Origin of the sequence: Paenibacillus crassostreae (assembly GCF_001857945.1) — a bacterium.
Classification (GTDB): domain Bacteria; phylum Bacillota; class Bacilli; order Paenibacillales; family Paenibacillaceae; genus Paenibacillus_AQ; species Paenibacillus_AQ crassostreae.
The window spans coordinates 1,423,049-1,443,509 of the sequence record NZ_CP017770.1 but is presented as its reverse complement, the minus strand read 5'-3'; the positions used below and the strand labels follow the sequence as shown (position 1 = coordinate 1,443,509).

The 20,461-nt window shown below is 41.6% G+C and carries 17 protein-coding genes and 1 pseudogene; 10 read left to right on the top strand and 8 right to left on the bottom strand.

The annotated features are described in order from the left end of the window. The first annotated feature begins 17 nt into the window (after positions 1–17). A complete protein-coding gene (locus tag LPB68_RS06945; protein WP_068653970.1) occupies positions 18–575 on the top strand; it encodes a GNAT family N-acetyltransferase in 558 nt (185 codons plus the stop codon). A gap of 106 nt (positions 576–681) precedes the next feature. On the opposite strand, the gene LPB68_RS06940 is transcribed toward LPB68_RS06945, so the two are convergent. Together LPB68_RS06940 and LPB68_RS06935 are read right to left on the bottom strand one after the other, a co-directional pair. Beyond that, positions 682–1,494, bottom strand: coding sequence for a histidinol-phosphatase (locus LPB68_RS06940; RefSeq protein ID WP_068653969.1), 813 nt, complete (start codon positions 1,492–1,494; stop codon positions 682–684). A 19-nt stretch (positions 1,495–1,513) separates the two neighbouring features. Then, on the bottom strand, positions 1,514–2,416 hold the full coding sequence (locus LPB68_RS06935) for a LysR family transcriptional regulator (protein ID WP_068653968.1): 903 nt from the start codon (positions 2,414–2,416) through the stop codon (positions 1,514–1,516). A gap of 356 nt (positions 2,417–2,772) precedes the next feature. Here LPB68_RS06935 and LPB68_RS06930 point away from each other — a divergent pair, with 356 nt between their 5' ends. Then, the gene (locus tag LPB68_RS06930) at positions 2,773–3,231 is read left to right on the top strand and encodes a chemotaxis protein CheX (protein ID WP_068653967.1); all 459 of its coding nucleotides are present in this window, start codon (positions 2,773–2,775) and stop codon (positions 3,229–3,231) included. Between the two features lie 41 nt (positions 3,232–3,272). Further along, complete coding sequence (locus tag LPB68_RS06925; protein ID WP_082865522.1) at positions 3,273–4,046, top strand: SDR family NAD(P)-dependent oxidoreductase; 774 nt, start codon at positions 3,273–3,275, stop codon at positions 4,044–4,046. 53 nt (positions 4,047–4,099) lie between these two features. Here the strand turns inward: LPB68_RS06925 and LPB68_RS06920 are convergent. Together LPB68_RS06920 and LPB68_RS06915 are read right to left on the bottom strand one after the other, a co-directional pair. Next, positions 4,100–4,942: pseudogene (locus LPB68_RS06920) on the bottom strand (IS3 family transposase); the annotation flags it as partial. Beyond that, positions 4,936–5,277, bottom strand: coding sequence for a transposase (locus LPB68_RS06915; protein ID WP_068659106.1), 342 nt, complete (start codon positions 5,275–5,277; stop codon positions 4,936–4,938). The gene LPB68_RS06915 and the pseudogene LPB68_RS06920, both read right to left, overlap by 7 nt. A gap of 217 nt (positions 5,278–5,494) precedes the next feature. On the opposite strand from LPB68_RS06915, the gene LPB68_RS06910 reads away from it, so the two are divergent. The 3 genes from LPB68_RS06910 to LPB68_RS06900 are packed head-to-tail and all read left to right on the top strand — an operon-like array spanning position 5,495 to position 8,897. Further along, entirely contained in the window at positions 5,495–6,874 is a 1,380-nt protein-coding gene (locus LPB68_RS06910) for a DEAD/DEAH box helicase (RefSeq protein ID WP_068654578.1), read from the top strand. Between the two features lie 56 nt (positions 6,875–6,930). Beyond that, positions 6,931–7,677 carry an ABC transporter ATP-binding protein gene (locus tag LPB68_RS06905; RefSeq protein ID WP_068654580.1) on the top strand — a complete coding sequence of 249 codons (747 nt, stop codon included), beginning with the start codon at positions 6,931–6,933 and terminating at the stop codon, positions 7,675–7,677. A gap of 2 nt (positions 7,678–7,679) precedes the next feature. Then, positions 7,680–8,897 carry an ABC transporter permease gene (locus LPB68_RS06900; RefSeq protein ID WP_068654582.1) on the top strand — a complete coding sequence of 406 codons (1,218 nt, stop codon included), beginning with the start codon at positions 7,680–7,682 and terminating at the stop codon, positions 8,895–8,897. 66 nt (positions 8,898–8,963) lie between these two features. On the opposite strand, the gene LPB68_RS23365 is transcribed toward LPB68_RS06900, so the two are convergent. From LPB68_RS23365 to LPB68_RS06890, 3 genes are all read right to left on the bottom strand, one after another. Further along, positions 8,964–9,080 carry a YjcZ family sporulation protein gene (locus LPB68_RS23365; RefSeq protein WP_232510129.1) on the bottom strand — a complete coding sequence of 39 codons (117 nt, stop codon included), beginning with the start codon at positions 9,078–9,080 and terminating at the stop codon, positions 8,964–8,966. A 131-nt stretch (positions 9,081–9,211) separates the two neighbouring features. Further along, a complete protein-coding gene (locus LPB68_RS06895; RefSeq protein WP_068654600.1) occupies positions 9,212–10,507 on the bottom strand; it encodes an aminotransferase class I/II-fold pyridoxal phosphate-dependent enzyme in 1,296 nt (431 codons plus the stop codon). A gap of 98 nt (positions 10,508–10,605) precedes the next feature. Beyond that, the gene (locus LPB68_RS06890; RefSeq protein WP_068654584.1) at positions 10,606–11,220 is read right to left on the bottom strand and encodes a pyridoxamine 5'-phosphate oxidase family protein; all 615 of its coding nucleotides are present in this window, start codon (positions 11,218–11,220) and stop codon (positions 10,606–10,608) included. Positions 11,221–11,365: 145 nt separating this feature from the next. Here LPB68_RS06890 and pdxR point away from each other — a divergent pair, with 145 nt between their 5' ends. From pdxR to LPB68_RS06875, 3 genes are read left to right on the top strand one after another with little or no spacing between them, the layout of a single operon-like run. Further along, on the top strand, positions 11,366–12,826 hold the full coding sequence (pdxR, locus tag LPB68_RS06885; RefSeq protein ID WP_068654586.1) for a MocR-like pyridoxine biosynthesis transcription factor PdxR: 1,461 nt from the start codon (positions 11,366–11,368) through the stop codon (positions 12,824–12,826). Between the two features lie 52 nt (positions 12,827–12,878). Then, complete coding sequence (locus tag LPB68_RS06880; RefSeq protein WP_068654588.1) at positions 12,879–13,670, top strand: helix-turn-helix domain-containing protein; 792 nt, start codon at positions 12,879–12,881, stop codon at positions 13,668–13,670. 38 nt (positions 13,671–13,708) lie between these two features. Then, the gene (locus LPB68_RS06875; protein WP_068654589.1) at positions 13,709–14,557 is read left to right on the top strand and encodes an SDR family oxidoreductase; all 849 of its coding nucleotides are present in this window, start codon (positions 13,709–13,711) and stop codon (positions 14,555–14,557) included. 46 nt (positions 14,558–14,603) lie between these two features. On the opposite strand, the gene asd is transcribed toward LPB68_RS06875, so the two are convergent. Beyond that, on the bottom strand, positions 14,604–15,410 hold the full coding sequence (gene asd / locus LPB68_RS06870; RefSeq protein WP_068654591.1) for an archaetidylserine decarboxylase: 807 nt from the start codon (positions 15,408–15,410) through the stop codon (positions 14,604–14,606). A gap of 224 nt (positions 15,411–15,634) precedes the next feature. Between asd and LPB68_RS06865 the strand changes: the two genes are divergently transcribed. Continuing rightward, positions 15,635–20,458, top strand: coding sequence for a WIAG-tail domain (locus LPB68_RS06865; protein ID WP_068654593.1), 4,824 nt, complete (start codon positions 15,635–15,637; stop codon positions 20,456–20,458). Positions 20,459–20,461: the final 3 nt, after the last annotated feature.

Genomic DNA, 20,461 nt, shown 5'->3' with positions numbered 1-20,461 from the left:
CAGGGGTGTGATTAGCTATGTTGGATAAGAGAGAAACTCCGAATTTACCGAAATTACGTAGTAAGAGAATACAACTCAGACCGATTGAACGTTTAGATGAAGAGCGATTATGGATGATACTTTCCGATTATCCAGCTGTTCATTCAGCATCGACAAATAAAAATCCATCCTTTTATCAATCGAAAAAAATATTGAAACAAATACTAAATCGGGATGAAGATCATCATTTGCATTTCGGTATATGTTTAGGAGAAACGCATGATTTGATTGGGTTGGTGTCTCTTCAAAACTGGAGCAAAAGTCAATCTGTGGCGACACTTGGGTATATACTTGATCGGTTGTATTGGGGACGGGGATTGGCTACGGAAGCCGTAGAACTTTTAATCAATTACGGATTTAGAGAGCTTGGGTTAACACGGATTGAGGGAAGATGTAGTGAAGATAATATTGCTTCAGAAAGAGTGATGGTGAAGAATGGGTTCACACATGACCGAATTCATCCTGCACGATATGGATCAGATCGTTCAACGGTTAAAATTAATATCTATAGCCTTTGTTACATAAATGAAATATAACCGTCACTGAACTCTAACAATAACTGTATATAATGAATTTATAACCCCCTTTGAATATATGTAGATTTAGGATCCGTTGATAACGGATCCATTTTTTTTGTTGTAATTATATTAGAGGAACAACTTGCATTTTTTTTTGCTTATAATAAACCCATTCTTTATAACCAATTTCTTTAAGTTTAGAGCTAACTTCGGACAATTCATCCCCAACACGTTCTGGTACATGTGCATCTGAACCGAAAGTAACATGTACATCATAAAATAATGCTCTTTCTAACATGGCATCTGAAGGATACCATCCCCCACTTTTCTTCGTCTTCCCTGATGTATTGATTTCTATAGCTACATCATATTCAGCTATGATCTTTAAAGTCTCATCGATAGTTTCATTAGCAGGTATCTCAGAAAAAGAAGGGTAATTTCCCTTCATGGCATCAATGTGGCCAAGTATTTGGAACATACCACTTTTTGCAGACTCTTGAATTAAGCGGTAGTATTCTTTTTTGACAGCAATCTTCTGTTCAAGGGTAAAGTTATTCCATCGATTTTTGTTGAAAATACTAACATCATGTACTTGGTGAACAGACCCAATAATATAATCAAATGGAAATGCAGAGAGTGCTTGCCGATATAGTTCCGCGTGTTGTTGGAAGTAATCAGATTCGATTCCGAGCAACACATCAATGGTACCCTCGTACTCATCTTTAAGTTGCAGTACCTCTTGTACATAATTCCTAATTTCGGACTTCCCCATAGCTATTTGTGGAAATGCTTGATCTTCATCTCTATAGAAATAAGGTGTGTGATCAGAAATACCGATGACTTTCAATCCATTGGAGATGGCGGAATCGATATATTGTCGAATATTACCGTTGGCATGCCCACAGCGATAATGATGTGTGTGAATATCAAATTTCATGTAACACGCTCCTTCATTTTTACTCAGAACTAATAAATTGTGTCTCGGGCATTCCCTTTAGATCATCAAGAAATTGATGCATGGCAGAATTAAGATATTTTCCAGATTTATATATGACACCTACGGGATGTGTAACTTCGAGCTCAATAATCGGGATAATCTTTAATGTACCCAGACGTAGTTCGCTTCCAACAGCTAATTTAGAAATAATTCCTGCACCAAGGTTTAGTTCAACCATTCGTTTGATTTCCTCGCTGCTAGAAAGTTCCATAACGACATTAGGAATTATTTTATGTTTCTTGAGAACCTCATCTACAAATTTACGTCCAACGGTATCTCCTGTTAATAAGATGAGTGGTAGATCCTGTAAGTCTTCAATGGTAGCAACAGGCTTACTGGATAAGTGATGATCCGGTGAGACTACAAGTTCGAAAGTGTCATAATAAAGGATAGAAGTGATTAAGTTTGGATTACGTTCAATGAGGTATCCGATTCCAACATCAATCTGTCCATTCTCGACGCTATTGTATACCTCACAAGATGCCATGGATTGGATAGTTGTTTTGATGAGTGGAAACTGGTCTTGGAAATAAGATAAAACACGCGGTAGAATCTGTATAGCAATGGAAGTAGTAGTTCCAAGAACAATATGTCCTTGAGGTGTGTCATTCAAATCCGAGAGCCGTTGCTTCAATTCTTCTACAATAGAAAGAATTCGTTCTGTGTGTTCTAGGAAAACTTCACCACGATCTGTTAACGTTACCGGTTGATTACGATCAACAAGGACTGTGTTAAATTCATCCTCAAGACTTTTTATTTGAGCAGAAACTGCGGGTTGTGTGAGATTGAGTACTTCTCCTGCCTTCCGAAAGCTCATGGTTTTGGAGATTGTTACAAGTGTCTCTAACTGACTGATATTCACGTCATCCCTCCTCTAGATATTTACTATTTCTATATGATCGTTCATATTCGTTAGTTAAAATTATAGATGATACTTTTATTCAGAGCAATGAAAGAGCGAATTTATTATTGATCTTTTGAAAATAGCCATTCATAAATAGGGATGAAATACCGATAAATAATGATGAGGATTTTTATAGGGATAGGTATATAGGGATTCATAATGAAGTTATTATGGGCAATAGGACCTAGTAGCTTGGCATATCTTTTAAAATTAGTGTTTTATTCCTAGGTTTAAAGTATAATTAGCTTACGATAATATAGGGTCTTTTGGTACCTTGACCATTAGCCCAAATGGAAAGGGGCAGCAATTAAACGATGAAAGCAGAGATAATTAATCCTTTCCTAGAGTCGGCTAGGAATGTTATCGAACAAGTTATTCAAATATCTCCTTCAACGGGTAATTTAGGTATTAAGACTATTGAATTTGTAAAAGGTGATATATGGATACAAGTGGGGATGACAGGGCAAATGTCGGGAAATATTGTATTTGGATTGAAAGAATCTGTCGCTCTAAAGATTGTCTCCATTATGATGGGTGGTTTTGTTCTCACTGAGATGGACGAAATGGGACAAAGCGCGATCTCTGAGCTTGGTAATATGATAAGTGGTAATGCTAGTACGATTCTCTCCAATCAGGGTGTGACGGTTGATATTACCCCTCCTAAAATTGTTAATTTTGAGAGTAGTTCCTTAATGCAATCTAAAAAGGCGCTGAGTATTCCTTTGATGATGGATGGAGTAGGAGAAATGGATATTCAAGTGATGATTTCTTAGAAGAAGGAGTCTAGGCTCCTTCTGAGGAGGATCGAAGGATTATGTTGAAAGACAAAGTAATAGTTATTACTGGAGCATCTAGCGGAATCGGTGCATTAGCTGCGAAGTTTCTATCAGATCAGGGGGCTATACCAGTATTAACTGCCCGTTCGTTGGACAAACTGAAATCCGTGGGAGCACAATTAACTGGTGTACATGATCTCATTATGATGGATGTAACTAAACAGGAACAAGTACAACAAGTGATGAAGCAAATTATAGACCGATATGGCAGAATAGATATTCTTCTAAATAATGCAGGATTTGGAAAGTTTGATTCCATCCTGGAAATGCCAGTGGATGAATTCAGTGATATGATGGATGTTAATTATATGGGAACTGTACGATGTACGAAGGCTGTTCTCCCCTTTATGTTGGAGAGGGGTGAGGGGCAAATCGTTAACGTTGCCTCTATGGCAGCCAAGATTGGAACAGCTCGTTCCACTTCGTACACTGCAACGAAACATGCGGTATATGGATTCAGTAATAGCTTACGCCAAGAACTGAGAGGGACTGGAATTACGGTATCAACGGTCAATCCAGGTCCAATAGATACACCATTCTTTGAATTAGCAGATCCTTCAGGGAAATATTTATCCAATATAAATTGGTTTATCATGAAGCCAGAGTATGTTGCCCATAAAATGATAAGACTTATGAAACATAAACAAGAAGAGATTAACCTTCCATGGTTGGCCGCTGCTGGGATGAGATTGTATCAATTGTTCCCACGGTTGGCGGATAAGTTAACACATAAGATGCTGAATAAGAAGTGAAGAGAACCGGCTCATGAGTGGTCATACCCCTGTCAAGTAGACAGATGAAAAAACTATGCAGCCAGCGCGTGCCGATACTCAATCGGCGCGCGTTGTTTGAGTTTAGCCTGAAACCGTTGATAGTTATAAAAGTAGATATAATCTTCAACGGCTTGATGTATCTCGGCTTCTGACTTACACTGGAGAAGATACAACTTCTCTGTTTTGAGATGCGAAAAGAAGGATTCGATGCACGCGTTATCCAGGCAGGTTGCTTTGCGAGAGTGGCTGCCTTTGACGCTGAATGCTTCTAGTCGTGTGTTGTACACTTGAGACGTATATTGGAAACCTTGATCCGAATGGAGCACGGCTTCTGATACGTCTCTTTTTCTTGTCCACTGGTCGATCGTATCTAGTACGAGTTTAACATCGTTACGATCTGATATTTGCCAAGCTACGATCTCATTGTTAAATAAGTCCTGAATCGCAGACAGGTAATAAAAGCGTGTACCATCGGAGATATAGGTGATATCTGTGACCATCTTTTGTTGAGGGCCTGTAGCATGAAATTGACGCTTCAATCGGTTAGGATATACGACAGAAGGTGTATAATTGAATCGTTGTCTTTTCCTTCGTATCACGGATTGGATGGATAATTCCCTCATGAGCCGCGCTACCTTTTTGTGGTTGACACGATAGCCTGCTTCCCATAAAGCCGTCATCATACGTGGATATCCAAAGTAAGAATGAACGGAATGAATAGCCATCATGTGCTCCTTGATTTCATGATCTCGCGCTTGTCTTTCAATACGCTTAGATCGCGTTGCACGCCATTTGTAGTAGCTGGCTCTGGGTACACCTGCAATGGTTAATAAACGCGTGACACCGTGTAACTCACGGAGTTCTTCAATTACTTGATAGTTGTCTTGCTGACTGAGGAAGCCTCCTTTACCAGATTTGGATACCGCTTTTTTAAGTAGTCCACCTGTACTTTCAGGTGATCTCGCTCTTCCTCTACAGAGGCAAAAGACGTACGTGTTCGTCCTTTTAACGGATTAGATAAGCTTTTACGTACATCGAATTCCTCTCCATCTCGCCACTTTCTCACCCATACTTTTAATTGTGTGCAGTTCCTAATTCCCAAGTTTTCTGCCACCACTTTGAAGCTTGCTAATCCCTTAAGGTATTCTTTGACCGCTACTTCTTTAAATTCATTCGTATACTGTTGAAATACTTGTCCTTTTTTAGCCATAAAAATATCCCCTCCAAGTTCACTCTTTCCCACATGATAACATGCGGTTTTTTTTGAGTGTCTACTTAAAGGGGATATTACCATGAGGGCCGGTTTTTTGCTAAATATCTTTGTGTATATAGATTGCATTGCATATAATTTTTTATAAGTATTTGGAGCGATGTCTATTTTAGCATATAATGTATAAGAATGATTTGAACAAAAAGGATGGACACATATGAATATTACTTCTTTTGACGAACTAGGTATTCCAATCGAGATGATTAATAAACTAGCTGAATTTGAAATAAAGGTACCTTCACCTGTACAAGCTGAGGTGATTCCGGCTGTTCTGCAACGAAAGGATGTATTAGCCCATTCACAGACAGGAACCGGAAAGACACTTGCATATTTACTACCGATGCTTATGGGGATTGATCCTGAAATGAAGTCAATTCAAAAGCTGATTATTGCTCCTACACAAGAACTTGCGATGCAAATTGTACGTGAAAGTGAACGTTATGGCGAACAGAGTGGTGTTCGTGTTCTGGCACTCATAGGTGGTGCGTCGACTAAACGTCAATTGGAGAAGTTGCGACTTCATCCCCAATTAATTGTGGGTACTCCAGGAAGAATAAGAGAATTAGTCGAGACACGCAAAGTTAAGATGCACAATGTTAATTCTATTGTTGTCGATGAAGTTGATCAAGTGTTCCAATTAGGTGCAGCAGGTGACGTTAGCAAAATTATACGCAGTGCTATGCGCGATCGCCAACTAGTGTTTCTATCTGCAACAATTAGTAAAGAGTCTGCAGATCTCGTAAGTAGAGAAATGAAGGAACCCGTTCTTATTGGGATTGCTCCAGAACAAATGACGGCGTCAGGGCTTGAACATTATTACTTTATTACTGAAGAACGGGATAAGCCAGATGTTTTGCGTCGTCTTATTCGTCATTACAATCCTGAAAAGGCATTGGTATTCGTCAATGCGACAGATGATATTGCTGTAGTTGAAGCGAAAATGAACCATTTAGGCATCAGTACTCAGGCTCTTTATGGCGATGCTAATAAATTGGCACGTAGTGGGGTTCTAGATCGTTTTCGTAAAGGCAAATTCAAGTTGCTAGTAGCGAGTGATTTAGCAGCTAGAGGATTAGATATTGAAGGATTAACGTTGGTTGTGAATTACGATCCACCGGTAGATTCGGAACATTATGTACATCGCGCAGGTCGAACAGGAAGAATGGGACGTAGTGGGATTGTGCTCTCGATTGTTACAGACCGGCAGACATTTATCATTAAGAAGTTCACAAAAGAGCTTCATACTCCGATCGGACTTCGGATAATGTCATCGGGTAAAGTTATTAAACCAGGTGAAGAGATTCCACGGAACACTACCTATACTAAGCCAGCAAAGATGGAGTCCACAGAGCCCAAGCAGTCAAGTAAGAATACTGTACTGAGTGTAGCGAGTGTTCCAGTTCTACCAACACCAAGCGCGGAGGTATCACGTAAATCTAATCGAGCTGCAACAGGTGCAAGCAAAAGTGAACGAGAACGTGTCCGGAAGAATAAAGGTGCACCGAAATGGTTGAAGAATAAACCACCACGTTCATAATGTTCTTTCTATGATCTGTCCGATTGAGGATCGCTATTAAAACTGAGGTGATGTTAATGAGTGAAACACCAGTCTTAGATATTAAGGGTTTAACAGGAGGTTACAGTTTAAACCGCCCTGTATTACATGATGTTGAGCTTCAAGTAGGAACAGGTGAGATGATAGGACTAATCGGGCTGAATGGCGCGGGGAAAAGTACAACGATGAAGCATATTCTAGGACTCATGGCACCCCAAAAGGGGGATATTCGTGTCAAAGGGAAGAAGCGGGAAGAAGATTCAGAGGCATATCACAGTGCACTTGCTTTTGTTCCGGAATCTCCGATGCTTTATGATGAAATGACTGTTAAAGAGCATCTGGAATTTACCGCAAGAGCATATAGTGTATCTAAGGATGACTACGAGGATCGGTCTCAAAAGTTAATGGCATTATTTCGCATGGAAGATAAAATGGATAGTTTATCGATTCATTTATCTAAAGGGATGAAACAAAAGGTGATGATCATGTGTGCATTTGTAGCACGGCCATCTCTGTATATTATTGATGAACCATTTCTCGGGCTTGATCCATTGGGAATTCGCTCTTTGCTTGACTTCATGATGGAATTGAAAGCGGGAGGTTCCTCAATCCTACTTAGTTCACATATTCTCTCGACCATAGAGAATTATTGTGACCGTTTTATTGTCATGCATCAAGGAAGTATCATCGCTCAAGGAACACTTGGTCAAATTGCAGAACAAGCGGGCATCCCTGAAGCCCCGCTGGAGGAATTGTTCTATAATCTTGTCCAAGGTAGGGTCTGAATATGGATCTGAGGAATCTTCGTAATGAACGACGTCGTCAATTTTGGGGGGAGATTGTACCCTATCTAGGGTATGTCATGCAAAGCGGTGTAGCGGTTATGTTCCTATTCCTGTTCATAGCTTTCTCCGCATGGTATACATCATTGGTACAAAATATTCCCATAGGGTTACCTATTCGTTGGATTATGCTGGTTATACTACTTCCGTTAATTGTTCAAAGTAGTTTTCGTACATATCTTCAGTCTCCTGATGTCGTATTTCTCCTCCCACAAGAATCGAAAATGAAGCGTTATTTATCAGGTAGTTGGATTAGTGGTGTGGTGTATAAATTACTGGTATTGTCACTGGTATTCTTTACGTCATGGCCACTTTACATTCGAAGTGAGGTTGAACCGAAGACGTTCTGGACATTTCTAATCCTAATCTTCTTATTAAAGATTATTTCAAGCTATGGAGCTTGGAAAGAAATTTCTATGGTATCAACTCGAGCTTCTAGAGGATATCGGTTACTTCGGTGGGCAGTTATGGCTTTGGCGATGATGGCATGGATCTGGGAGCCTGTAGGGAAGAGTCTAATCTATGTGTTACTGATCGTAATAACCTATGTGCTTTCATTATCGATTCCAATGAAACATTTAGTTGCCTGGGAGCGTCTTATTGCTAAAGAACAATCACAGATTGGTCGAGTAATGTTGGTGTTAGGGTGGTTTGTTAATGTCCCAGAGCGTCAGCAACGAGTATACCCTCGACGTTTACTATCAAATGCAGGAAATCGGCTGCCTTGGAGATCTAGCTCTGCATATAAGTATCTTATTACCAAAAGCTTCATTCGTAGCGATATATTAGGCATTGTCATGCGTGCGGGTATATTGGGAGTTGTATTGATATGGTGGACACGCGGTAGTTTGCTCGGAAGTGGTATTTATTTGTTCTTACTGTTCTTAATTGGAGTACAATTATCCTCTTTACTACGTTATCATCGCGAGTCTTTCTGGTTAAATATTTATCCGGTTCCAGCCATAAGTAGACAACAGAATGTAACGATATTTGTATTTCAGATTCATTTGTTGTTAGCCTTTATTCTATGGTTACCTTTATTGGGATCTGGTTGGGAACATGCAAGTTTAACATTTGGAACGCTTGCTTCAGGTATAGTTATATCTTTTCTTATTAAAGCTGTACTCACACGTAAGGCCAAGCATGAGAACGATGATGATTAATATCTTAATAAACAAAGAGACCGGGGAATTTCCCCGGTCTCTTATTCTAGAATACACGATACTAGATTATACCCAGAATGATTTAGTGATAATAACTAACAAGATGAAAAGGACCAAAATCGCACCTGTGCTAGTAAACATTCCGCCGCCATATCCGCCTCTGACTTCTTCTACTCCACTCATGTTCATTCCCCTTTCATAACATGATGTACTTCTGTACTACACCGTATTGTATGAATGGGAAAGAAATGATGATTGGGTATTACCCCAAATGGATTAAAAATCTAGTTTTTATGGGTGGATCATAAGTCAGATTATGCTTGTAGATCCTGTATACCTTGATAGATTAATTGGTACAAATCCTCTAGGTATTCTTCATCGATACAAGAAAAGGCAACTCTCAAATCCTGATCTCCTAAAGCGATCGTACCTACACCGTATTTTTCAATCAAATGCGTACGCAAAGCTTCAGCGGAAACAGTCTTTAATTTCAAGCACATGAAATATCCAGAGTTGAACGGATAGTACTCCCACACTTCATCGTATTTATCATTGTCGAGCAAGGATTTCACACGATTAGCGCGACCCTTCATTATTTGGAATTTCTCTTCTTTTTGGACTGCGAAATCAGGTGACTTTAGTGCATCAAGAATAAATGTTTGTGAAGGATGTGGCCCGCTTGAGATTGTCGCACGGATAATTCCTAGTGTTTTTTGTTCAAGTGCAGCTAATAAATTTTCATTGTCTGAAGCATAGGTGATGAATCCTACACGGAACCCCCATACGAATTCTTCTTTGGTGGCACCGTCGATTTTGATTGCGAGCACACGTGGGTGAATGCTTGCTAGCTTACCAAATAATGATTCCTTCATGGAATCCTCGAAGAAGAGTGCGAAATAAGCATCATCAGTTACTACAACGACGTTAATTCCTGCTTCTGCTGCTTCTGTTATCACTGCAATAATCTCTTCGCCTTCTTTGAGGCCTGGTGTATAGCCAGTTGGATTGTTAGGGAAGTTGAGAACTACAATTGCTTTTCCCTTGTCTTGTTGAGCTAATAAAGCTTCACGAAGTCCATTGCTATTGAAAGTCATTTCTTCTGTAAATAATGGATAGTTAATGCACTCACCATGGCGACGTACACCAAATGTTAGTTCATAATTCTCCCAATTTTTATCCGGATATATAACGGCATCGCCTTCATTCACAAACAAATCGGCTACAATGCTAAGTCCATGAGTCAACGCATTGGTTACAATTGGATTACTAAAGGATTTATCCTGTAAGGAAGGGTTCTCCTGCAACATTTTGTTCCGCCAAACAGTTCGTAATTCTGGTTTTCCTGCTGGAGGAGCATAACTGTATAGATCTTTAGGTTGGAATGCAGATAACTTATCTTGAATTACCTTTAGATGCATAGGAATTCCACCTTCAGTAGCGATTCCTATTGTTGCATTGTATTTTTTTGCATGGGCTGTTGCTTCAGCAGATTGACTAAGAATCCCCTCTTTAGGGAAATAAATCTCTCTTCCTAGTGTTGATAACATGTCATAAACGTGTGTATTTCCAGTTTGAATGTTCTCGTTTAACTGTCCAGCAAGTTGGTTCATGCTTTCCATCCTTCCAGTTTGTGTAATGTAGGAATTTACCGTTTTCGCTGGACATATTATACCACCTAGTTCAGCAACAGTCACTGATAATTCCTGAATTACTGCTGGTGTGGACAGTATTTCTTCATATGATCAATCGTTTCTTGATCTCTTGTACGATCTCTTGTTTCCAATCCATTGATCACTTTGTTCATGGCCGGTTCAGATAAATTTTGACCAAATTTAAATTTTGCTGATAAATGGTTAGCTATTATTTTCACCATGACTACACTGCGAAGTCGTGAGGCATATCGCGGATCAGCAGGGTCAATGGGATCGTATCCACCTTCTGGTTGTAGTTTTTTCATGAACAAAGTAAATATTCGTCCTTTTTCTACTAGATCTTCAAGGATCACTGCGTTTCCGCTTGCGGTTACACTTTTGAAGTACGCTGTTGCGGGGCAAGCCATTGCGGGATCACTGAAGTATGAAGGGATTAATGCATATTCATCAGCTACGGTAAAACTTACTTGATCATTTGAACGAAGGTGATTCATTTTTTCACCAACACGACTTCCATGGAAATAAAAGCATCCCTGATCGTATACAAAGTTTAATGGAGTGACGCGTGGTCTACCATCCTCGGTGACGGTTCCGAGAAACCCAAAACTCATATCTGATAAGAATTGATTAACTTCTACCTCATCTTGTACACTAAATTCCTGTCTTCTCATATGTTAACGCTCTCCTCTTCTATTTGGTAGATTGAATACATCATAGTTTTATCGTATAGTAGTCGCTGGCTAGTAAAAAGATCCAATTTTCGTTTTATTTTATAGTCCACTTTAGTATAATTTTGAATAAGAAGAAGGTGATGATATGGAATTCGCTTTGCCATTAGCATCTTATTTAGAGGAATATCGATATAAATATCTAGCGATCTATTATGCAATACGAGATGCTATTCTAGAGGGGAGATTGACTTCAGGCACTAAGCTACCTTCTACTCGATATGTAGCAGATCTTTATCATATATCGCGTGGATCTGTTGCCCAAAGCTACGATATGTTACTAGCTGAGGGATACGTCCAAATGACAGTTGGTAAGGGGACATTTGTTGCTCATGCAGGTCCATCTCCAGACTCAAAGAAACAGGAGTTAGTTAGTGCGGATATTACCCTTTCTTATTGGGGGAATAGGATTATGAGTCAACCAAGATCTCTCAAAAAATATGTTGAACAGGATAACAAAATTAGCTTTCTGCTTGAAGGAATGCCTATGGAATCTTTCCCTTATGATGAGTGGCGAAGTGCACTAAATCATGCAGGTGGTAAGAGTGGCAAGAATTTATCGATAGCTTCTTCTCCTGCGGGAGATGCAGAATTGCGTGAGGCTATCGCAACTTATCTTCGGGTTACCCGAGGTATTTCAGTTGAGTCTTCAAATATTGTCGTATTTAGTGGATCTATGCAGGGTATTGCGATCCTGATACAGCTTCTAGTGAATGAAAGGGACGCAGTTGTTGTTGAGGATCCAAGTTATCACGGCATTCGTATGGGAGTTCAAGCATGTGGAGGTGACATTCTTCGAGGAGAATTAGATAGCGATGGTGTAATTCCTGAAGACTGGAATGCTAAGGTGCTCTTTGTAACTCCTAGTCGTCAATTTCCTACCGGGGCTGTACTCACCTTGGAACGACGCAGGGAGATATTGAAATGGGCGCAGAGACATAAAGGAGTCATTATCGAAGACGATTATGATAGTGAATTCCGTTTCGGGGGGCGTCCAATTGAACCTTTGAAGGCATTGGATCAAGAAGGTAGAGTTGTCTATCTAGGATCATTCTCAAAGACGATGTTTGCCGGATTACGTATAGGTTACGCTATTCTTCCGAATTCACTTGTTGAACCAGTTATTCAAGCAAAAGCGTTATACGACCCCATTACGCCAGGGCTTTTAGAGCAGAGGGCCTTAGCATATTTCATGAACCATGGGCATTATAAGCGCCACCTCCGACGAATGACACGTGTATATAGAGTACGTCATGATACACTTTGTGACCTAATGTCACAACATCTAAGCGAAATATTTCAACTTGTTCCGAGTGATGCTGGACTACATATCTATACGAAGTGGCAACGATCAGCAGAAGAATATGAAGCATTTATTGATGCGGCGAAGTTGAGAAATGTTGAATTTAGGGATGCTTCATTCTATGGGATCTTTCCAGGTCCCTTAGCAGCTTGTTTTGGATTTGCACATTTAGACGAAGATCAGATGATCGAAGGAATAAATCGGCTTGCGAAAGCTTGGCAGGATGTGCAACAATTATTCGAATAGGTTGAGATAAAGAAGAGCGAATTTTGAGATTTTATCAAGGAGGGATTACGTTATGTTACATGCCTCGCCATCTTCTTTTGAAATCAAACCCGCATTAGCTAAAATTGTATGTGAGCCCAGTTGGAGATGGCATAAAAGAGAAAAGCCGCTGCCTAATTATGATCTTTTCTATGTCTGGAGTGGTGAAGGTACTCTTATTAGGAATGGTATTACCTATGAAATCGGTAGAGGAAGTTGTTTTCTATTTCGGCCCGGGGATCACACGAGTGCTGTTCATAATCCACAGAAGCCACTGGTCATCAGTTATATTCACTTTGATGTTCTAGAATCTGTAACAGAGATTCCTCTTCCCTATAGAGTGGTACGTGAGACGGTTGATTTGGAATATATGCTGGCACGGTATGTACGATTGTTTCTAGTGAATACTTATGCGGCTAAGGAAGAAGGACAACTTATTCTTAAGCAACTGATGATTCATTTGTTACGAATAGATCAGGAACAGGATCAGCCCGTACAGAAAGTTGTAAGTAATCAATTAGCAGAAGCCGTACATGAAATAGCAAACTACATACAACAACACCCAGGTGTTCAACATCGCGTAGTAGATTTGGCCACTCGTGCTGGGCTGTCGTCACGTTATTTCTCAATTAAATTTAAAGATATCATAGGGATACCTGTTCAATCTTATATTATTAAGACGCGTATCGAAAGAGCACAGCATTTGTTATTGTACGCAGGTATGAATGTTACCGAAGTGGCAGATACGCTCGGGTATCGAGATATCTTCTTTTTCAGCAGACAATTTAAGCAATATACGGGTCACAATCCATCAGAAATTCGTTAAAAATGGATTGGTCTTAGAAAGTGAGATGAACATGAGTCATGGACAATACAATAGATGGGATTGCATTTGTAACAGGGTGTTCTAGCGGATTTGGTCTTCTTATCAGTGTAGAACTTGCGCGAAAAGGATTCACCGTCTTGTCAGGAATGCGTAGGTTAGAAGATAAAGATTCACTGATAAGGGCTGCTTGTATGGCAGGGGTGGAGTCTTCTATCCATGTGGTTGAATTGGATGTGATGAATGAAGAACAAGTTCATGAAGTAGTTCAGCAAATTCAAGAGCAGTATGGTCGGCTAGATCTATTAGTCAATAATGCTGGTTCAGCTTATGGAGGAATGATTGAAGAGGTGCCCCTATCCGTGTGGAGGCAACAGTTCGAGGTTAATTTCATGGGAATGGTCTCTGTTACTCAAGCGGTTCTACCTTTAATGAGGGAAGGAAACGGGGGACGAATTATTCAGATGAGTAGTATTAGTGGGGGAGTTGGATTTCCTGGTTTTGGCCCATATGCATCATCTAAATTTGCTCTAGAAGGATTCAGTGAATGCCTCGCTATGGAAGTGAAACAGTTCGGGATTGATGTCGTATTGGTTGAACCGGGAGCTTATGGAACACCTATCTGGGGGAAGAGTTTTTCACAATTAAAATCAATCTCTACCTCACCCTATAAAGGATTACTTGATCGTATTCTTCAATATTCACAACGTAGTGCAACAAGTGGTGGTGATCCTATGGATGTCGCTTTACTTATCGCGAAGATTGCCACCATCCCATCGCCAGGTTTTCGCTATCGAATCCCCAAAGGAACAACGTTAACGATGGTTGCCAAATATGTATTACCTACTCGTTGGTTCCAGCGAATAATTCTGTATTATTTATACAAGTAAAAACGGCTAGGTTACCCTTATTTTTAAGGATGACTAGCCGTTTCTACTAGATATTACCTTTCTGTTTTGAAGAATGAAGTTCCCCCAACGATTGCCCCATTCGTACTGAATCTCCTGGTTTAAGATCTTCTCGCGGCGTAAATGTACCATTTTCTATCAGAAGAACCACGGTAGACCCGAATTCGAAATAAGCAAGATCATCACCTTTATTCCATTTGTTTACAGACTCATCGGTATACTGAATACTGCTCACGTTCATTGCCCCTACTTTAACGACAGCGACTTCTCCTAAGGAGTGTTGAATGTATGTAATAAGCCTTTCATTACGACATAGCACATATGGCATATGTGTCATACCGAAATCATTCACTGGGTAGACACGGCCTTTAATATGTTCACTCTCCCTCTTCACGCCAGTCACAGGTGAATGGATACGATGATAATCAGTTGGACTTAAGTAGAGAACAAATACATAGCCATGTTTGTATAATTCGAGATGTGGAGAATGATGGAGAATTTCTTCTACAGTATAATTCTGCCCTTTTACATTCAGTATAGTCCCTGAAGATATTGTACCCATAGCTGTGATTCGTGCATCCACTGGACTAGATAGTGAATGTTCCTGTGAATCAATAGGTCTCATGCCAGGTTTCAAACGACGTGTAAAAAATGCGTTAAGAGAATGATATTCATCTATATTTTTTTCTGCTTCGGATACGGGAATTTGATAGTTTCGTATAAACATTGGTATGACGTAACGGCTAATTCTACTGTGGGAAAAGTGTCCCATGATTCGGGATATCGATTTTCTTGAGGAGAGCTCCGTCATTAGCCGTAAAATTCTCTTTGCCATGGTCTTACTCCCTTCAGAGATGCTTCGTAAGCGCTCTGCAATATATTGACATAGATTCGAGGTTAAATCAAGATAGATTGCCAATCTGAGTGCGATAGTCCTTGGTATATCAGTCACCTCTTGTTTGTCGTAAGGTAGTGCCTATTTTCATTTAATATGGTGGCATCAGCCTAGCTGTCCGCATAGAATACTGGAGATCGTTACGTCAGGGAGGAGCGACAACATTGAAAAAAAAGGTGAAAAACAATCCATCGAAAGTCAGTAAGCGTTTATATTATGTGGATAATCCTGAAATACAAGAACTGGATTTAATGAGTAGATCCAATCGGTCAGAAGAAAAGAAAAAAGAAGCAAACATAAATTCCTTAGCAACGGAGGTCCCTATATATGATGTTCACACTGATGCTGCTCTCTCCATTACTCCCACCCCGAATTTCGAATCCTTGAATGATATTGACGAATTAGAAGCTGAGATAAACAAGGAAATAGACAAGGATGTAAACATCGAAGCTGTAGATTATCTAGAACGGATTATGGCAGAGAAAAAAATGCCGAGTTCCCCGCATGCTTTCATATATACAGACGACCTTAGTTATGCGGCTGTGACAGGTGACAAAATAGCAGCTAGAGCAATAGATAGTTCCAAACTACAGCTGGGGATCATCGAAAGTGAGCACATGGCAGACTATGCGGTGACTCATATTCAGCTAGCAGACGGTTCAGTTAATTCATCCAAAATTGCGTTAGACTCGATTAGAGAGGATCATATTGCAGATAGCGCTATTACGGGTGAAAAAATCCGTGATCGTTCCATTGATGAGGATAAAATGATGGATGGGAGTATCACCTCAGTCAAATTAGCCGATAAGAGCATTGACGCGAGCAAGATAGCAGATGGTTCAATAAGTCTACGCCATCTTAGTCGATTATTTATTTCTAGTGAAATGCTTCAGGATCAGTCCGTGACAACTAGCAAAATTGCTAGTTCCAGTATACATGACCACCACTTAATGAATGATTCTATTACGACTTCCAAGCTTAGTGAAGGTGCAGTCACATCTTCAAAGATTCGGACTGGGGAAATAACCGGTGATAAGTTAAAGGACAAAACGATTGAAGGTCGTCATTTAAGTAAACGATCCGTAACTGCAGAACATATCGCATATGAAGCCATTGGCAAGGAGCAATTAGCATCTAAGATTGTTGGATCAGGCCATATCGCTCCGGATTCTATTGAAAGTATTCATTTGCAACAAGGAGCTGTAACCTCAGAAATTCTAGCTCATAATGCTATCACAGCACTACATTTAGCAGAAGTAATCTTAAGCGGGAATCAAATCGGGCCAGGAGAAGTTACCAACAGACACATCGCTGACCAAAGCATTGGTTCTACCAAGCTGGCAGAGCAATCGGTGAGTACGAATCATATCGTGGAGCAGACCATAACAGCATCCAAAATCGCAGATCAGAGTATTCTTCCGCAAAAAATTGTAAATGAAGCGGTTATGGCAAGGCATATCGCTAAATCAGCAATCCAAGAGATTCATGTTGGACCTAATGTTATTAATACGGGTCATATTCGTCCAAGAGCCATTAGAGGCGAACATATTGATGTAGCGAGTATTGCGAAGTTACATCTAGAAGATCATGCGGTTACTTCCGATAAAATTGACCATTACTCCATTGAGAGTAGACATATTTCAGATGACACAGTTGGAACTCGTCATGTTCAAGAAGGTGCGATAACGAATGAGAAGCTTGCCGATAAAAGCGTGACGTTTGCCAAAATAAGTTCAGGAGCAATTGGAAGTCAAGCAATAGAAGATCAGGCTGTGATTTCAAAACATATTGCACCAAAGACTGTAACTAATGAGCATATTGCAATCAACAGTATTGGCTCAACAGAGTTACAAAAAAATGCTGTTCATTCCTTTCATATTGCTGATAACACGATATCTAGCCAACATTTACAGGATGGAAGTGTGGATAGTGTAAACTTGAAAGATCGATCTGTAACGGAAGGGAAACTATCATGGGGTAGTGTTAAGACAGAGCAGTTAGGACATGGAATTGTGTTCTCACAACATTTAGGCGACTATGCGGTAACCTCGCTTAAGCTATCACCTGAAAGTGTCTCAACAGATAAAATTCAGGACTTATCGGTGACATCATCTAAATTTGCAGACGGCTGTATCAGTTCTGCGAAGATTGCATCGGAAGCTATCTTAACTGAGCATATCTCGAAAGGGGCAGTAGGAAACAATGCTTTAGCAAAAGGTGCAGTGACAGAAACCAGTATCAGTGCATCAGCAGTGAGCAGTGTGGTGCTTCAAGATGGAGCCGTAACACAAGCAAAACTTAGTGCTGAATCCGTAGGGAGCTCAGAGTTGCAATTAGGCGCAGTAGCCGAGGAACATATACAAGGTGAAAGTATTCAGGAGTGGCATATCGCACCGGATGCGGTACGTAGTCGCCATTTGGCTGCGTCATCTGTGGGTAGGAAGGAGCTGCAAGATGGAGCGGTAACAGCAGCAAAGCTTGATGCGGAAGCGGTAGGAAGCTCGGCACTGAGGGCAGGTGCAGTTACCTCGGAGCACATTCAAGCAGAAAGCGTGCAAGAATGGCACATCGCACCGGGAGCCATAGGAAGAAGCCGGTTGCCTGCATCTGTAGTAGGTAGCGAAGAGATACAAGATGGTGCGGTGACTGAGTCGAAGATAGACGTAGAGGCCGTTGGAAGTACGGCACTGAAGGCAGGTGCAGTTACCTCGAAGCACTTGCAAACAGAAAGTGTGAAGGAGTGGCATATTGCTCCAGGAGTCATAGGTGCCAATCATCTCGCAACATCAACTGTAGACAGTGCGAAGTTGCAAGATGGGGCTGTAACTGCATCTAAACTTGGTGCAGAAGCGGTAGGAAGCTCAGCGCTACAGTTAGGTTCAGTAGCGCAGGAGCATATTCAAGCAGAAAGCGTGCAGGAGTGGCACATCGCACCGGGTGCGGTACGTAGTAGTCATTTGGCAGCATCGTCTGTGGGTAGGAAGGAGCTACAAGATGGAACCGTAACATCAGCGAAGCTTGATGCGGAAGCAGTAGGAAGTGCGGAACTGAAGGCAGGTGCAATTACCTCGAAGCACTTGCAAACAGAAAGTGTGCAGGAGTGGCACATCGCACCGAATACGGTACGTAGTAGCCATTTGGCAGCGTCATCTGTGGGTAGCAAAGAACTACAAGATGGAGTGGTAACAGCAGCGAAGCTTGATGCTGAAGCGGTAGGAAGTGAAGCGCTGAAGGCAGGTGCAGTTACCTCGGAGCATTTGCAATCAGATAGTGTGAAGGAGTGGCATATTGCAACGGAGGCAATAGGCACAAGGCACTTGGCTCCGGAGTCCGTAGGAAGCGAGAAATTGAAGGCAGGTGCAGTTACCTCAGAGCACTTGCAAGCAGAAAGTGTGCAAGAATGGCACATCGCTCCAGGAATCATAGGCACCAATCATATCGCAACATCAGCAATAGGCAGTGTGGCGTTGCAAGATGGAGCCGTAACAGCAGCCAAACTTGGTGCAGAAGCCGTAGGAAGCTCTGCGCTGCAATTAGGAGCAGTTACTGAGGAACACCTTCAAGCGGAAAGTGTGCAAGAGTGGCATATTGCGGAGGATGCGGTACGTAATAGCCATTTAGCGGCATCATCTGTGGGTAGCGAGGAGCTACAAGATGGCTCGGTAACAGCAGCGAAGCTTGACGCGGAAGCGGTAGGAAGCGAAGCGCTGAAGGCAGGTGCAGTTACCTTGAAGCACCTACAAGCAGAAAGTGTGCAAGGGTGGCACATCGCACCAAGAGCCATAGGCAGAAGCCATTTACCTGCGTCTGTAGTAGGTCACGAAGAACTTCAAGATGGTGCGGTGACTGCGACGAAGTTAGAAGCAGAGGCTGTAGGTAGTGCGGCATTGAAGGCAGGTGCAGTTACCTCGGAGCACTTGCAAACGGAAAGTGTGCACGAATGGCACATCGCTCCAGGAATCATAGGCACCAATCATATCGCGACATCAGCAATAGGCAGTGCGTTGTTGCAAGATGGAGCCGTAACAGCAGCCAAACTTGGTGCAGAAAGCGTTGGGAGCTCAGCGCTACAGTCAGGAGCAGTAGCGGAGGAGCATCTACAAGCGGATAGCGTGCAGGAATGGCATATCGCGGAAGGTGCGGTACGTAGTAGCCATTTGGCGGCATCATCTGTGGGTAGCGAGGAGCTACAAGATGGCTCGATAACAGCAGCGAAGCTTGACGCGGAAGCGGTAGGAAGCAAAGCGCTGAAGGCAGGTGCAGTTACCTCGGAGCACATCCAAGCAGCAAGTGTTCAAGAATGGCACATCGCTCCAGGAGTCATAGGTACTAATCATATCGCGACATCAGCAGTAAGCAGTGCGTCGTTGCAAGATGGAGCGATAACGGCATCAAAGATCGGGGCAGAATCCGTAGGAATCAAGGCACTGCAGGCGGAGACGGTCGCTTCGAAACATATACGAGCGCTTAGCGTGCAAGAGTGGCATATCGCTCCAGGAGCCATAGGTACCAATCACATCGCAGCATCAGCAGTAGGAAGTACGGCATTGCAAGTAGGAGCGGTCGCGACAGAGAATCTACAAGCGGAGAGCGTACAGGGATGGCATTTGGCTCAGGGTGCAGTGGGTATGGATCACGTGCAGGAGGCTGCTATTCAAGGGACACATCTATCGTCAAATGCTGTTAATTTTGAACATCTCGCTTTCAAACCTGTATATAGTAGATCTGAGAAGCCTTCTTTGCAACAGTACGGCATGACACCATTTATGTTCAATGACGAAGAAAGTAGTATAGTAGTCCCGGTCTCTCTGGAAGAGCCATTCATAAATATTCACTATGTGATTGTTGCCATGTGTAATCATCCTGATTTCTACGCATCACTGAAATCTCAGGAAGTAGATTATGCAATTTTAGAAGTTATTCGGCGTCCTGAAGGTTCTCAGTCAATGGGGTTTTTATCTTGGATAGCTGTTGGTACAGCACCTTAGGCT

What these genes read in the sequence shown, in the direction of transcription:
- LPB68_RS06945 (WP_068653970.1), top strand. Translation starts at nt 18, where the DNA reads ATGTTGGATAAGAGAGAAACTCCGAATTTACCGAAATTACGTAGTAAG.
- LPB68_RS06940 (WP_068653969.1), bottom strand. Translation starts at nt 1,494, where the DNA reads ATGAAATTTGATATTCACACACATCATTATCGCTGTGGGCATGCCAAC.
- LPB68_RS06930 (WP_068653967.1), top strand. Translation starts at nt 2,773, where the DNA reads ATGAAAGCAGAGATAATTAATCCTTTCCTAGAGTCGGCTAGGAATGTT.
- LPB68_RS06925 (WP_082865522.1), top strand. Translation starts at nt 3,273, where the DNA reads ATGTTGAAAGACAAAGTAATAGTTATTACTGGAGCATCTAGCGGAATC.
- LPB68_RS06915 (WP_068659106.1), bottom strand. Translation starts at nt 5,277, where the DNA reads ATGGCTAAAAAAGGACAAGTATTTCAACAGTATACGAATGAATTTAAA.
- LPB68_RS06910 (WP_068654578.1), top strand. Translation starts at nt 5,495, where the DNA reads ATGAATATTACTTCTTTTGACGAACTAGGTATTCCAATCGAGATGATT.
- LPB68_RS06905 (WP_068654580.1), top strand. Translation starts at nt 6,931, where the DNA reads ATGAGTGAAACACCAGTCTTAGATATTAAGGGTTTAACAGGAGGTTAC.
- LPB68_RS06900 (WP_068654582.1), top strand. Translation starts at nt 7,680, where the DNA reads ATGGATCTGAGGAATCTTCGTAATGAACGACGTCGTCAATTTTGGGGG.
- LPB68_RS23365 (WP_232510129.1), bottom strand. Translation starts at nt 9,080, where the DNA reads ATGAGTGGAGTAGAAGAAGTCAGAGGCGGATATGGCGGCGGAATGTTT.
- LPB68_RS06895 (WP_068654600.1), bottom strand. Translation starts at nt 10,507, where the DNA reads ATGAACCAACTTGCTGGACAGTTAAACGAGAACATTCAAACTGGAAAT.
- LPB68_RS06890 (WP_068654584.1), bottom strand. Translation starts at nt 11,220, where the DNA reads ATGAGAAGACAGGAATTTAGTGTACAAGATGAGGTAGAAGTTAATCAA.
- pdxR (WP_068654586.1), top strand. Translation starts at nt 11,366, where the DNA reads ATGGAATTCGCTTTGCCATTAGCATCTTATTTAGAGGAATATCGATAT.
- LPB68_RS06880 (WP_068654588.1), top strand. Translation starts at nt 12,879, where the DNA reads ATGTTACATGCCTCGCCATCTTCTTTTGAAATCAAACCCGCATTAGCT.
- LPB68_RS06875 (WP_068654589.1), top strand. Translation starts at nt 13,709, where the DNA reads ATGGACAATACAATAGATGGGATTGCATTTGTAACAGGGTGTTCTAGC.
- asd (WP_068654591.1), bottom strand. Translation starts at nt 15,410, where the DNA reads ATGGCAAAGAGAATTTTACGGCTAATGACGGAGCTCTCCTCAAGAAAA.